The following is a 14,230-nucleotide window of genomic DNA, read 5'->3' on the forward strand; positions in this document are numbered from 1 at the left end:
GTGCAATCAAGCTGCAGGCGGGAAATTGGACGGGAACAGCGCGCGCTGCGCCTCCTCGTCACGGACCTGCTTGAAGGGATGATCCTTGCCGACCGCGCGTGCTCGGATGACAGCCGGCCGCGCCTCGACCGTCTCGAACAGGCGCTTGAGATTGGGGAACGGTGCCAGCGGGTCCTCAGCGCCTTTGCGCACGCGCGAGGCACGGTCAAGCCAGCCCCAGGCCGAGATGTCGGCGATCGTGAAGGTCTCGCCGACAATGTGGCTGCGACCCTCGAGATGGTCGTCGAGGACCTGATAGTGGCGTTCCGCCTCGCGGCGATAGCGGTTCACCGCATAGTCGAGACCTTCGGGCGCAGCGAACTGGAAGTGCACCGCCTGTCCCGAGAAGGGACCAAGGCCCGACGCGATGAACAGCAGCCAGGACAGCAGTTCCGGCCTGTCCTCGGGCGCGCCGAGCAATGTGCCGGTCTTCTCGGCGAGATAGATCAGGATGGCGGTGGAATCGAACACCCGTGCCTCACGGCCGCCCGGTCCCTCCGTATCGACGATCGCCGGCACCTTGCCATTGGGATTGATCGCCCGGAACGACGCTGCGTGCTGCTCGCCCTTGCTGGTGTCGATGGGGATCGCCTCGTAGGGCAGGCCCGTCTCTTCCAGGAACAGTGCGACCTTCGCCGGATTTGGCGTCGGGTGGAAGTAGAAGCGGATCATGGGGTTCTCCCTCGTGGTTCAACGGGACCAGCGGTAACGGGCCGGCGCGGCGCGAGCAGGACACCGGCGACGATGATCGCGATCGCAACGCCCTCGACGCCCTCGACGCCCTCGACGCCCTCGACGCCCTCGACGCCCGATGGCACCTCCCCGAGAACGGGAATGGCAAGAAGCGATGCGACGGTCGGAATGAGTGCGATGATCGCGGTGGCGGCTGCCGAACCCAGCAGCGACACGGCGCGGTTGAAGGTGAAGATCGCGACGCCGCTCATCAACACGCCTTGATACACAGCCTGCAGCGCGATCTCGGCCGCCGGAGCCTGACTGAAACGGCTGAGGCCGAACAGCACATAGGCCGGCAGGAAAAGCAGCGCCGACCAGGAACAGATCAGCGCAGCAGACTCGATCGGCGTCAGGCCGCTCTTGCGAAACAGGAGTGTGTAGACCGCCCACATAGCAGCCGCGGCGGCCAGCGCGCCGAGCCCGGCCAGACTGGGCGGCTCATGGGTGGTGGTTCCCGCCAGCACGAGCAATGACAATCCAGCGAAGATCGCCGCATAGCCGGCCCAGCGTTGCCTGCCTTGACGCTCGCCGAGGAAGGCCCAGGCGAAGATGCCGGCGAACAGCGGCATCAGCGTTGGTGCGATGGAGGCGGCCTGTGCGGCCGAGGTCCTGCTGAGGCCGAGTGCGACCAGAAGCACGAAGGGCATGCCCCACAGCATGGCGAAGACCAGGCCATCGCCCCAGGCCGCGCGCGACAGCGTCGCGCGACGTCGAATGAGGAGCGGTGCGAGCAACACCGCGCCGATCCCGAAGCGCAGCGCCGTGATGTCCCAGATCCGCAGCTCGCGCGTCACGCTGAAGCGCGTGATCACGAACCAGCCGGAGAAGATCGAGACGGCAATCGCCGCCCAGATCAGCCCTGCAAAGCGTTTGTCCCGGCTGACGGGCGCCGCATCGGGCCGACCGATTGCCATCGAGATCCTGGCTTCGGACATAGCCTTCCTTCCAACGCTGCGTCGGCCTTCGTGCGGCGATCGCTTTGCGTTTTGGTTCAGTCGTTCTAAAATACATGCCACGCCTTCGATGGCAAGATGCTCTCGGTGCGGACCAGCGGGGATCGGGATGGGCAGGCCCAGGGAATTCGACGAGGACACCGTGCTCGATGCGGCAGTGCTGTGCTTCTGGAGCCGCGGCTACGAGGCGACATCGATCCGCGACCTGATCGAGAAGACGGGCCTCACTGGCGCAAGCCTTTACAACGCGTTCGGAGACAAGCGCGCCCTCTACCGGCGCGCGCTTGACCATTATGTGGAGGGCAGCATCGGCGAGCGTATCCGGCGCTGCGAGTCCATGAGCCCCTGCGAGGCGGTCGAGGCATTCTTCGGCGACACCTTGAAGCGGTCGCTCAACGACCTCGATCGCAAGGGCTGCATGCTGGTGAACACGGCGCTCGATGTCGCGCCGCACGACCCGGACTTCCGGGAGGCCGTCGCGGCCGCACTGGCCCGCGTGGAGGCTTTCTTCCTCGGCAGCATCCTCCAAGGTCAGGCGGATGGTTCGATCACATCGGCGCAGACTGCCGAAGACCTGTCGCGCCATCTCCTGGGCGTTCTGATGGGAATTCGTGTCCTCGCGCGTGTACGACCGGAGAAAGTCTTGCTTGAAGGAGTGGTACGGTCTGCTCTCGCACTGCTGAAGTTCCGGGGGCAACCAGCGAAATTTACGGGCCAGGACGATCGATGAATGTCCGCTATGAGGCGCAGGCTCAGAATTCGCGGAACAGCTTTTGTTTATCTCCGCGGGCGGTATGACGGTGATGCTTCTGGTCACCCATCATGGAGACCGCCACATCACGTTCATCGGCGAGGTTTTGCCGGACCAGGCGCCTGGCCAAATTCATCGCAGCGTCGACTTCTCCCGAAAGCACCGTTATCGCGCCGGAATGGCATGTAAGCGATAAGTGGTCTTATTACGGTCAAGCTCGAGTCGCGCGAAATCCTTCGACCATCAGCCGGAACGCCTCGATCGCCTTGGGCAATACGATCTGCGGCTCGTCGCTGTCGGCAACCCATAGGGCGGCGTTGAATGCAGTGCCGCCGAGAAGGCGTGACGCAGCCTCGACATCGACCGGCTTGATGACACCCTCGGCGATCAAATCAGCGATCGTCTGCATCGTGATGCTCAGGCAGGCATTCTGGCTGGGCCACCGCGACGGGTCGCCCAGAAAGGCAGGCCCGTCCAACAAGACGATCCGGCGAATCTCCGGGTCCAGCGCCATCCCGATATACGCTTCGCCTACCGCCAGCAGCCTTTCCCATGGGCTTGTCGCAGTTGCTCCCGCCTGCCGTGCGCGCGCAGCCATCTCGCCATCGACTTGGGCCACGACGGCAGCCAGCAGCCCCGTCTTGTCGCCGAAGCTATGGTAGAGGGCGCCACGAGTAAGCCCGACAGATGCGGTGAGGTCGTCCATCGACGCGGCGGCAAACCCCGAAGCTGCAAACGCCTTTCGCGCGGCGCCAATCAGCTTGACGCGATTTTCCTCCATCGTCTCGGCGCGACGCTTTGCAGCCAAAGCAAGAATCTCCTGTTTCGCATACGATACGTATATGGAACTTGACGGCCAATCCGTATCCGTGCTCTCACATACGCGGCGTATGTTGCTAAGCTGGCTTGGCGGAAATGTCCAGCGAAGCTGGTTCGGCGCGCTCGCCCCCACCTGAAAAGGACGATGATATGGCCCAGAGCGAAGTAGTGTTTCCTGCCAAGCGGCAGGACCTATACGAGAAGTACGGTTATTCCGCCGCCGTCCGATCGGGCGACCTATTGTTCGTGTCGGGTCAGGTCGGCAGCCGTCCCGATGGTTCGCCCGAACCCGATTTCGAGGCTCAGGTTCGCCTGGCCTTCGCCAATCTGGAAGCCACGCTCGCAGCGGGAGGATGCACATTCGACGACATAGTCGACCTGACGACGTTTCATACGGATCCAGAAAAGCAATTTGGCGTGTACAGGACGGTGAAACGCGAGAAATTCCCGAAAGCTCCGTATCCCAACGCGACCGCTGTTGGAGTCAACTGGCTTGCCGGATTCGACTTCGAAATCAAGGTAACTGCTCGCATTCCATCTCGTACATCAGCGTCGGTGAGCCGCCGCAACCCTCCGGCAATGTGGGATATGGCATCGCGCGGGTGGTCGCATATCAGTATCGCGGAACCAGGCCGCATCGCCTTCCTGTCCGGCCAGGTCGCCGTGACACCTGGCACTGAGGACGTGCCCAAAGACCTCGCTGGCCAGGCAAAGCTTGCGACTGCCAACCTCGCCGCCGCACTCAAGGACCTGGAAGCGTCTGCGCAAGACATTGTCATGCTGCGCGTCTACGTCGTGGATGCGACCAGCGAAGCGTTCGGGCAGGCCGTCGCCCCGCTACGGGAACTAATCGGAGACGCGAAGCCCAGCATTACGACGATTGGCGTCCAGGCACTCTATAAGCCGGAAATCAAGGTCGAGATTGAAATGGCGGTGCGTCTGCCCTGAACCGAGATCGGATATCTTGGCCGATCGATTCTGCGGAGAAAGATCAGGCTAAGAGCGCCCGCATAGGAGCTTTGGAGGTGGCGAAATGGGCGAGCCCATTCGCCGATGTCTTACCGCGGGCCTGACACGGCTAGCGGTCGCTTCGACGTCAACCCCACCCAGCCTCGACCTTCTGGCGTCGCATCTCCATGCCGCGGCAGGAGGGGTCTAAGGCCCGCATGTGCTGGGGATGGCGGTGTCCGATTTCCCACCCATCCGGATTTCCCGAGCCCGTTCTGCGCATCTGGGTTGGGTTTGTCCCTACCCCATAGGCATCAATGCTACTTCAGTTCGCGCGCCCCAAAGGCGGCAGCGGCGGAGCGATTGGGCAGTTGCAGCGTGCGCAAAAGCGCTGCGACATGGATCTTGACCGTGCCTTCGCCGAGGCCGAGCAGCCGGGCGATCTCCTTGTTGGAGCGGCCAGCGACCAGGGCCTCGAGCACCTCGCGCTGGCGCTGCGTGAGGCGCGCCAGGCACTCCTGCGCCTTGTCGGCCGACACCGGCGCCACGGGCAGCTCGGCGGAGCCCGCCCGGGCCAGGATTGGCGGCACATAGATTTGTCCCGAGAGCACCGTCTCCAGCGCCTTGACCAACTCGGCCGGTCCCAGCGCCTTCGGGATATAGCCATGCACGCCGGCCGCCAGCGCTCCCAGGATATCCTGCCGCGCGGAGGAGCCGGAGACCACCGCCAAGGTGACATGCTCGGCGCATTCGCGCACGGCGGCCAGGCTTGCGGCCTGCTTCATGCCGGGCATCGAGAGATCGAACAGAGCGAGCGAGATCTCGGGCCGCGTACCGAGCAGGTCCAGCGCGTCATCGAGCGAGGCCGCCTCCAGAACCGTGGTGAAGCCGAGCTGCCGGGTCAGAAGCGCGCCGAGCGCAATGCGGAAGAAGGCATCGTCATCGGCGATGAGAGCGCAGGAGGGGGAGGTGGCCATGGCTGCGGCGGCTCGAAACTGGTTACGGCACCATAGCCGCTTCCGGCACAAAGCGCCCTGGACCTTCATGTTGGGTTAACGCTAACGCCAGAAGGACGGAAGCGTGCCAGCCACGAAAAACCTTGTCCGGCCAGCCGTGGCAGGCAGCAGCGCCCCGCCCCCCGCAAAAGGACTAGGCCAATCGGCCGAGGTGAAGGCGGCGATGTTTCCAGGCGTTGCTCATGCTTGCCGTTCGGTTAAGCACTTCACGCCCATTCGAGGCAAATGCCCGCCCCGACCGCACGCCTGGGTTGCCGTGACGGAATCGTTGTTCCGGATGCGATTCTCCAGCTGAGCGGCCACGCAGCCCGAACGGTCTAGGCCGGCAGGCGCCCTGCTGCAGGGCCCGCTGGAAAGCCTTTGTTTACAGCGCCAACCGGAGTTTCGAGCCGGCCGGAACCTCCCCGACAGAGGGTCGAAGAAGCCGGCATGGAACGGGTTGGGTGGTGTCGATGTTGCGTCTTGAACTTTCCCCGAGCGGGATCGCATTGCTGGTCGCAGGGCTGGTGACCATCGCCCCGGCACGGGCCGCGGACTGGTACACTGGGGCCGCAACGCCCAAGCCGGCCGACGACTGGATCGTCAGCCTCGACGCCTCGACCACCGTAACCTCCACCAACTCGGTCTTCGCCAATGTCGGCGGCACGGTCGCCATCGATGGGTCGCTGCGCCAGAGCGGCGCGCGCATCAAGGTTGATGCGATGGCCGGCACCTATGAGTACAAAGCCGCGAGCGGAACCAAGATCCAGGCCGACCAGATCGAAGGCTCGGCCATGCTCGGTTATGAGTGGATCTGGCGGGAGGCGAAACTCGCTGGCTATATCGGGCTGTCCCTCCGCAACACCGGGCTCTCCGCGAGCGACCCCGACAATCAGGTGGTCGGGACGAGCTACGGGCTGAAAACGGCGGTCGACTTCTACGCCCGCCCGACCGAGAAAACGATGGTCTCGGCCTATGGCTCGATCACCACCAACGACAAGGCCTATTTCACGCGCTTCCGGGCGGGATACCGCGTCGGCGAAGGCGTCTATCTCGGCCCCGAAATCGCCTTCCTCGGCAATGATTTCTATAATCAGTGGCGCGCCGGCATCCACCTGACTGGGCTCGCGCTCGGCCCGGTGCAGACCTCGGTCTCGGCGGGCTATCTGTATGACCGCGACCAGAAGGGCGGCGCCTTCGGCACCATCGACGTCAGGGCGCAGTTCTGATGAGCGACGCCGTGCTCCACCCCCCCGCCTCCAGCGCCTCGCGCCGCGACCGCCTGGCCTCCGGCCTGCGCTGGGCGAGCTGGCTCGCCTGCGGGCTGTGCATGTTCGTGCTGGTGACCCAGCCGGTCAGCGTCTCCGCCCAGGCCGCGCTCAGCCTCGCCGTCGTCGCCGGGCTGATCGTCATCGGGCAGCTGCCGCGCGCCGCCTGGTCGCGCTATCTCTTCCTGGCGCTCGGCAGCGCCGTATTGCTGCGCTATCTCTACTGGCGCGTGACCGCGACGCTGCCGCCGCTGGCCGATCTCGTCGGCTTCGGCTTTGGCGTCGTGCTGCTGGGGGCGGAGCTGTTCTGCGCCTTCGTGCTGGCGATCAGCCTGATCATCAACGCCGACCCGTTGCGCCGCAAAGCCCTGCCGCGCGAGGACGATGCGACGCTGCCAAGCATCGACGTCTTCATCCCCTCCTATAACGAGGACGAGGCGATCCTCGCCATGACGGTCGCCGCCGCCAAGGCGATGGACTATCCGGCGGAAAAGCTGACGGTCTGGCTGCTCGACGATGGCGGCACCGACCAGAAATGCGACGATGGCGACGAGGCCAAGGCCGCCGCCGCACGGCGCCGCCGCGTATCGCTGCAGACGCTCTGTCGCGAGCTCGGCGCCGTCTATCTGACGCGGACGAAGAACGAGCACGCCAAGGCCGGCAATCTCAATAACGGGCTGGCCCATTCCAAGGCCGAGATCGTCGTCGTGTTCGACGCCGACCACGCACCGTTCCGGCAGTTCCTGCGCGAGACGGTCGGGCATTTCGCCCGCGACCCGAAGCTCTTCCTGGTGCAGACGCCGCATGTCTTCCTGAATCCGGACCCGATCGAGAAGAACCTGCGCACCTTCCAGCGCATGCCGTCTGAGAACGAGATGTTCTACGGCGTCACCCAGCGTGGACTCGACAAGTGGAACGGCTCGTTCTTCTGCGGCTCGGCGGCGCTTCTGCGGCGCGCCGCGCTGAAGACCACCGGCGGCTTCTCCGGCATCACCATCACCGAGGATTGCGAGACCGCCTTCGAGCTGCACGCCCAGGGTTGGACCTCGCTTTATGTCGACAAGCCGCTGATCGCGGGGCTGCAGCCGGAAACCTTCGCCTCCTTCATCGGCCAGCGCTCGCGCTGGTGCCAGGGCATGTTCCAGATCCTGATGCTGAAGAACCCGGCCCTGCGCAAAGGCCTGAAGCCGATCCAGCGCATCGCCTACCTCTCCAGCATGACCTTCTGGTTCTTCCCGGTGCCGCGGCTGATCTTCATGGTCGCGCCGCTGCTGCACATCTTCTTCGACGTAAAGATCTTCGTCTCCAGCGTCGACGAGACGATCGCCTACACGCTCTCCTATGTCGCCGTGAACATGGTGATGCAGAGCTATCTCTATGGCCATGTCCGCTGGCCCTGGATGTCGGAGCTCTACGAATACGTGCAGGGCGTCTTCCTGGCGCGCGCCATCGTTTCGGTCATCGCCTCGCCGCGCAAGCCGACCTTCAACGTCACCGCCAAGGGGCTCTCGCTCGAGAACGACCATCTCTCCGAACTCGCCTGGCCGTTCTTCGCGATCTTCGCGCTGCTGGCGCTTGGCGTCGGCACGGCGGTGTTCCGCTATCTGTTCGAGCCCGGCGTCACCGCGCTGATGCTGGTCGTCGGATTGTGGACCGGCTTCAACCTGCTGATCGCCGGCGTCGCGCTCGGTGCCGTCGCGGAGCGCCGGCAGGCCGACCGGCATCCCCGCCTCGCCATCGCGCGGCAGGGCAGCTTGATCATTGCAGGGCAGGCAATCCCGGTCTCGATCGAGAACGTCTCGGCCGGCGGCTGCGCGATCACGATCGCGGCGCTGCCGAAGGGCGCGAATCTGGAGGCACGCGAGACCATGGGCCTGCTCGCGATCGAACCGCTCGCCGGCAATCCGGAGCGCGCCCCGGTCGCAGTGCGCCTGAGCCGCGTGACGCAAGTCGGCGAGGCCACACAGTGCGGGCTCGCCTTTGCCGACCTGGCGACGCGTGATTATCCAGCCGTCGCCGAGCTGATGTATGGCGATGCTGGCGCGATCCAGCGTTTCCTGGAAGGCCGCCGCAAGCCGATCGGCCTCGTTCGTGGCAGCGCCAGATTTGCCCTCTGGGGCGTGACCGAACCGTTCCGCGCGGTCGCCTACGCCTTCCGTAAACGCCCCGTTGCCATGGAGGCAGCGACCCAGGCCGAGAGCGCCAGGCCGCAGCCGGTGCCGGCCTTCGACCCCGCCAGCTTCGCCGCCGCGATCCAGGCGCTGGCCGCGCCGCTGCACCTGCCCGAAACCGCTCCGGCGCGGCTCGATCAGGCGAGCTGGTTTGCCACCATCACCGCCCTTTCCGCACCGGCTCGACCCGAGCGGTCCGCGACTGCGCCGCTGCTCGCCGGAGCGGCCTGACGCCATGAGGCACGGATCCGCCTTCGCCGCCTGCCTTGCCGGCGTCGCACTCCTCGCCACGGTCGCAGTCCGCGCGCAAAGCTTCGTCGGCGTCGGGCCGGTGCGCAACTTCGTGCTGCCGACAGAGCCCCGCGGCGAACCCGCGCCCGTGCCGGCCAGCGTCTCCGGCCTGCCCACCCCCGCCCCGCGCAGCGAGATCATCGCGAGCGACACCCTGCGCCGGCTGCCGGCGACACTGCGCGGCTTCCGCTTCAACGGCGAATGGGCACAAACGGAATGGCCGGTCTACCTGACATCCGGGCAGGCGCGCCAACCAGCCAGGTTCCAGCTTGCCTTCCTCTCGGCGATCTCGGTGATGCCCGAGGGCTCGCGGCTGACTTTGGCGATCAATGACAAGGTCGTTGCGCAAACCGAACTCGCCCCGCCCGATTCGGTCGCCACCCGCATCTTCGAGATTCCCGCGGGCCTGTTGAACGCCGGCTTCAACGCCGTGAAGATCACGGTCGAGCAGCGCCACCGCGTCGACTGCTCGCCGGCCGCGACCTATGAGCTTTGGACGGCGCTCGACCCCGCGCTCAGCGGCCTGCTCCTCGCCGGCAACCCCTCACGCCTCGGGCCGGAGACCCCGGCGGACATCGCCGCGATTGCCCCACGCGGCGACGGGGCCACACCGATCCGCCTGCTGCTCGCCGGCAAACTGACACCGGAGAGCGCCGGCCGGGCCATCAGGGCGGCGCAGATCGCGACACTGGCCGGGCGCATGCAACATCCGGCCATAGAATTCGTCACGACCGGCCGCGCCGACCCCGGCCTCGAACTCGCGATCGGGACGGTCGAAGAGCTGAGCGGCCAGGCCAATCTCGCCGATCTCGGCCCGGTTACCGGCCCGCGCTACGGCTTCCTGCCGGCCCGGCCCGAGCGCGCCGCCACCTTCGTCATCACCGGCACGAGCGCCGCCGATCTCGACGAGGCGCTGCGGCGCTGGGACAGCGAGCGGACCTCGGCTGCCGCGTTGACGGGATCATCGGCCGGCCTGCGCGCGCTCTCCACCCTGCCGGGCTTCGTCGCCAGCGGCGCCTCCGAGCGCATCGTCTTCAGCCAGACCGGTTTCGCCAGCACGGAGTTCTCCGGACGGCTGATGCGGCTCAGGCTCGACGTGGCGCTGCCCGGCGATTTCCTGCCGGCCGACTATGACCGCATGACACTGAGCCTCGCCGGCTCGCATGGCCGCGATCTCTCCCGCGACGCCCATGTGCTGGTCGAGGTCAACGGCCGCAATGCGGCGACGCAGATGCTGGCGCCGGGCGCAGCGAGCTCGCTCGAACGCAACCAGATCTTCCTGCCGCTCAGCCTGATGCAGCCCGGCCAGAACCGCATCGACGTCCTGGCCCAGGTGCCGAAACCTGCCGACGAGGCCTGTACCTCGCCCAGCGCCGGCGAGACCCGGCTGCAGCTGCTCGACCGCAGCGAACTGGTGCTGCCGCGCCAGGCGCGGACCGGCCGCTCACCGGAGCTGTCCCTGCTCGCTGCCGGCGGCTACCCCTTCAGCCGCGAGGGCGCACGCCCGATCCTGTTCGTACCGGCCCCCGACCGCGCCAGCATGGCCGCCGCAGCGACGCTCACCGCCCGCCTTGCCGTCGCCGCGGGAAAGCCGATCGATTTCACCTTCACGATGACGCCGCCCGCTACCGATGCCGGCGAAGTGCTGCTCGTCGCAGCCGCTCCGGCGCTCGACCCGGCCTGGATACGTGGCGCCGGGCTCGATCCGGAGCGGATCAGGACATCCTGGCAACCGACACAGACCGAGCGGCGCGCACCGCTCTCCGAGGCCGATGCGCTGGCCCGGCGCTGCGCGCTGCCGCCGGCGCGGCTCGCCACGCCCGTCGGGACTGAGACGAAGCCCGCGGCCGCGAGCGGCTACACCGTGCTCGGCCTGCGCGCGAGCCTGCCGGCGCTGCCCTTCTGGCAGCCGGCCGAGCCTCCCGGAGCGGGCTCCGAGGCCGAAATCGTGACCGGCCGTGCCGCCCTGGTGGTCGGCCAGGACTTCGCCTCGGGCAAGGACTTCGCCTCGAGCAAGGCCGAGCATCTCTGGACCCTGGTCACAGCCGCCGATGCCGGTACGCTCCTGGCCGGCGTGGAGTGTCTGACGCATCCCGAGATCTGGAGCGGGCTCAGCGGCCGGATCAGTGCTCTTGCGAGCGACGAGACCCTGCGTTTCGTGCCCGCCGGCGAGCGCCAGCGCTTCGTGACGACGCAAGGCTACGACGTCGCCAATGCCCGGCTCGTCGCCGCCGGCTGGTTCTCGCTCAACCCGCTCGCCTATGTCGGGATCGCACTGGCGCTGGTTCTATGCCTCGCCGCCTCGACGCTCCTCCTCGTCCTCAACACCGGCAGGAGGCAGGAATGACCGCCATCTGGCGCGCTCTGGCTCTCGCGGCCGGGACGCTGATGCTGATCGCTGCGCCCTTTGCCCGCGGCCACGCGGCCGAAAGCACGCGCGACACCATCGCCCTGCACAACATGCTGCCGAACAAGGAAGCCTGGCGCGCCTATAAGAGCCGCTTCGTCAGCGAAAGCGGCCGTATCGTCGATACCGCCAATGGCCAGATCAGCCATAGCGAGGGCCAGGGCTACGGCATGCTGCTGGCGGTCGCGGCCGATGACCGCGCCGGTTTCGAGGCGATCTGGGGCTGGACGCGCGCTAATCTGTTCGTACGCGGCGACGAACTCGCCGCCTGGCGCTGGGAGCCGGACAGGCGCCCGGCCGTCGCCGACATGAACAATGCGACCGATGGCGACCTCCTGATCGCCTGGGCGTTGACCGAAGCGGCGGAAGCCTGGGGCGATATCTCCTACCGCATCGCCGCCCGGCGCATCGCCGTCGAGATCGGCAGCAAGCTGATCCTGCTCAAGAGCAGCCATGGCGCGTTGCTGCTGCCCGGCATGGCCGGCTTTTCAGCCGAGGATCGCGCCGACGGGCCGGTGCTGAATCTGTCCTACTATGTCTTCCCCGCCTTCGCCCGGCTGCCGCTGGTCGCGCCGGAGTTCGACTGGGGTGGCCTCTCCCGCGCGGGGCTCAGGCTGATCGAGAAGGCCCGTTTCGGCCCGGCCAAGCTGCCGAGCGACTGGATTTCGCTGAAGAGCGGCGAGCCGCAACCTGCCGAGGGCTTCCCGGCGCAGTTCTCCTACAACGCCATCCGCATCCCGCTCTATCTCGCCTGGGCCGGCTTCGACCAGCCGCGCCATCACGAGACCTTCCTGGCCGCCTGGGACAGGCGCGAGGGGCGCGGCCTGCCTCTGATCGACCTGGCGCGGGGTCAGCCCACACTCTGGCTCGATGAGCGCGGTTACAGCGCGCTGCCGGCGCTCAGCGCCTGCGCCAGCAAGGGCACGGCGCTGCCGCGCGCTTTGCGCACGCCGCAGGCGGGCGAGAACTACTACCCGGCGACCCTGGCCCTGCTCGCGCTCACCGCCGCCCGGATGAGGTATCCGTCATGCCTGCAGGACTGATCCCCATGTTCAGGCTGAGCCTGGCCGCCCTGCTCGTCCTGACGCTGTCGGCAGCGGCGCGGGACCGCAACGTCGACGAGACGGCTTTGCGCTTCTATGCGGCGCAGGGACAGGTCAAGCGTGTCGAGGCCGAAGGCAAGCGGCTCGCCGCTCTGCATCCCGGCTGGACCCTGCCGGAGGACATCTGGACAGCGCGGCCGGGCCAGGCCGACGAAAAGCCGCTCTGGGCTCTGTTCTCGAGCGACGACATCGATGGGTTGAAGCGTGCCATCGCGGAACGCAGGCGCGCCGAACCCGGCTGGCAGCCCTCCGACGATCTCGCCCGGAAACTGCGTCACAAGGAGCTGCGCAAAGCCGTGCTGGCGAAAGCCGGCAGCGCGCAATGGCTCAGCGTCGCCGAGCTCGCCGGCGATTTCGGCAAGGGCAGCGACGTCGACGATGTCGAGCTTGCCTGGGCGGTGGCGGAAGGTCTCGCCCGCAGCGACCGCCAGCCCGAGGCCTTCGCGCTCTACGGCGCGATCCTGACCCGCCGCAGCGATCCCAGGGAGCGCAGCGCCACGATCCAGAAGGCGATCGGCCTCTTGCCGATGGTCGATGTCGAGCTCCTGCTGGCAATGGGCAAGACCGATGCCGCCGGCTCCCCGGAATTCGCCGCATTGGCGCTCGACATCACGCGCGGGCGGATTAGCGCGGTGCTGCATGACGAGCGCAAGGGCGGGCTCGACCCCGCCGAGCTTGCCGCCTTCGAGGCGCAGGCGCGAACGTCCGAGAACGCCAACGAGGCGGCGCTGGTCGCCTGGCTCGCCCTCAAGCAGAACCGGCCGGGCGACGCACTGGGCTGGTTCAAGCTCGCGATCGCGCGTGGCGGCGACGCCATGGTGGCGCACGGGCTCGCCCATACCCTGCTCCGGCTCGGCAAGCGCCGCGAGGCCGAGGAGGTCGCTTTCGCCTGGCGCGAGCCGCTGGTGAACAACGCCATCCTGTTCATCGACGTGCTCGAAGGTGAGCTGACGCAGCCAAGCCCCCCGGCGATCGAGCCCGAGCGGCTGGCACGCTATGCCCGCGTCACGCTCGACAGCCGCTCCGGCGAGGGCGCGCAGGCGCTTGGCTGGTACGCCTACAACGCCTGCCAATTCGAGACCGCGCTCGACTGGTTCCAGCGCGCCAGCGCCTGGCTGCCGAAAGAGGCGACCATCTATGGCCAGGCACTGGCCCTGCAGCGACTGAAACGCGGCAAGGACCTCTCCGAGCTCATCAATCGTTATGACGGGCTCTTCCCCAAGGTCGTGGCCCTCGCCTTGCCGGATCAACGCAACGAGATCCCCGGCCCCTGCGACCCGCAGCCAGCGGCGCGGACGGCCTCCTTCGATGCAGGCCGCTCTGGCCTGACGGCCGCGATCCGGATTCCGCAGCCGGCGGGAACCCTCGCTTCCGATGCGAGCCTCGCGATGAAGCGCGCCGGTTTCCCCGCTGCCGTCTCACCCGAAAATCCGCTGCGCTATCCCGGAGCCTCCCGCAGCGGCGACATGCTGCGCCCGCGCGCCCCAGAGGCACGCCCTCTGGTGGCGCGCCGCGTCGGCGGGGTCGCGCCCATGCCTTACGAGCCGCTCGGCTTCACCTTGCTGCCCGGCTGGAACGGACAGACGGGCCCGAGCGACATCGCCACCGCGGAGCGTGCCCCGGCACGCGGGACGCTCTGGGCCGAGACGGCGGGCCAGGCACAAGGGACAACCAGAACCAGCCCGGCGCCGGAGCGCGAATCCAGCCCCGCCGACGCCGCCGCCAACCGCTTCCGGCGCTGAAGAGAACC

At 67.3% G+C, this 14,230-nt stretch carries 10 protein-coding genes and 2 pseudogenes; 8 read left to right on the top strand and 4 right to left on the bottom strand.

Annotated features, from left to right (window positions below; translation table 11 throughout):
- Positions 1-6: 6 nt before the first annotated feature.
- Together BMZ97_RS15570 and BMZ97_RS15575 are read right to left on the bottom strand one after the other, a co-directional pair.
- On the bottom strand, positions 7-711 hold the full coding sequence (locus tag BMZ97_RS15570) for a glutathione S-transferase family protein (protein ID WP_092171023.1): 705 nt from the start codon (positions 709-711) through the stop codon (positions 7-9).
- A complete protein-coding gene (locus tag BMZ97_RS15575; protein WP_092171025.1) occupies positions 708-1,709 on the bottom strand; it encodes a DMT family transporter in 1,002 nt (333 codons plus the stop codon). Before BMZ97_RS15575 ends, BMZ97_RS15570 begins: the two co-directional genes overlap by 4 nt.
- Before the next feature lie 127 nt (positions 1,710-1,836).
- Between BMZ97_RS15575 and BMZ97_RS15580 the strand changes: the two genes are divergently transcribed.
- Positions 1,837-2,457 carry a TetR/AcrR family transcriptional regulator gene (locus tag BMZ97_RS15580; protein ID WP_092171027.1) on the top strand — a complete coding sequence of 207 codons (621 nt, stop codon included), beginning with the start codon at positions 1,837-1,839 and terminating at the stop codon, positions 2,455-2,457.
- 232 nt (positions 2,458-2,689) lie between these two features.
- On the opposite strand, the gene BMZ97_RS15585 is transcribed toward BMZ97_RS15580, so the two are convergent.
- Positions 2,690-3,259, bottom strand: coding sequence for a TetR/AcrR family transcriptional regulator (locus tag BMZ97_RS15585; RefSeq protein WP_210188269.1), 570 nt, complete (start codon positions 3,257-3,259; stop codon positions 2,690-2,692).
- A gap of 188 nt (positions 3,260-3,447) precedes the next feature.
- Here BMZ97_RS15585 and BMZ97_RS31580 point away from each other — a divergent pair.
- Both BMZ97_RS31580 and BMZ97_RS31585 read left to right on the top strand, forming a co-directional pair.
- Positions 3,448-3,834 (top strand): annotated as a pseudogene (locus BMZ97_RS31580) (RidA family protein); the annotation flags it as partial.
- Between the two features lie 72 nt (positions 3,835-3,906).
- Positions 3,907-4,245: pseudogene (locus BMZ97_RS31585) on the top strand (Rid family hydrolase); the annotation flags it as partial.
- Positions 4,246-4,565: 320 nt separating this feature from the next.
- Here the strand turns inward: BMZ97_RS31585 and BMZ97_RS15595 are convergent.
- Positions 4,566-5,222, bottom strand: coding sequence for a response regulator (locus tag BMZ97_RS15595; protein WP_092171033.1), 657 nt, complete (start codon positions 5,220-5,222; stop codon positions 4,566-4,568).
- Positions 5,223-5,713: 491 nt separating this feature from the next.
- Between BMZ97_RS15595 and bcsS the strand changes: the two genes are divergently transcribed.
- The 5 genes from bcsS to BMZ97_RS15620 all read left to right on the top strand — a co-directional run bounded on the left by bcsS (position 5,714) and on the right by BMZ97_RS15620 (position 14,222).
- Entirely contained in the window at positions 5,714-6,469 is a 756-nt protein-coding gene (gene bcsS / locus BMZ97_RS15600; RefSeq protein WP_092171035.1) for a cellulose biosynthesis protein BcsS, read from the top strand.
- 101 nt (positions 6,470-6,570) lie between these two features.
- Complete coding sequence (gene bcsA / locus BMZ97_RS15605; protein ID WP_244546448.1) at positions 6,571-8,910, top strand: UDP-forming cellulose synthase catalytic subunit; 2,340 nt, start codon at positions 6,571-6,573, stop codon at positions 8,908-8,910.
- A gap of 4 nt (positions 8,911-8,914) precedes the next feature.
- Positions 8,915-11,317, top strand: a complete 2,403-nt coding sequence (locus BMZ97_RS15610) for a cellulose biosynthesis cyclic di-GMP-binding regulatory protein BcsB (protein ID WP_092171039.1) — start codon at positions 8,915-8,917, stop codon at positions 11,315-11,317.
- Positions 11,314-12,420, top strand: a complete 1,107-nt coding sequence (locus BMZ97_RS15615; RefSeq protein WP_244546422.1) for a family 8 glycosyl hydrolase — start codon at positions 11,314-11,316, stop codon at positions 12,418-12,420. The genes BMZ97_RS15610 and BMZ97_RS15615 overlap by 4 nt, the downstream gene beginning before the upstream one ends.
- A gap of 5 nt (positions 12,421-12,425) precedes the next feature.
- A complete protein-coding gene (locus BMZ97_RS15620; RefSeq protein ID WP_092171043.1) occupies positions 12,426-14,222 on the top strand; it encodes a hypothetical protein in 1,797 nt (598 codons plus the stop codon).
- Positions 14,223-14,230: the final 8 nt, after the last annotated feature.

Source organism: Allobosea sp. OK403 (assembly GCF_900113835.1).
Taxonomy (GTDB): Bacteria; Pseudomonadota; Alphaproteobacteria; order Rhizobiales; family Beijerinckiaceae; genus Allobosea.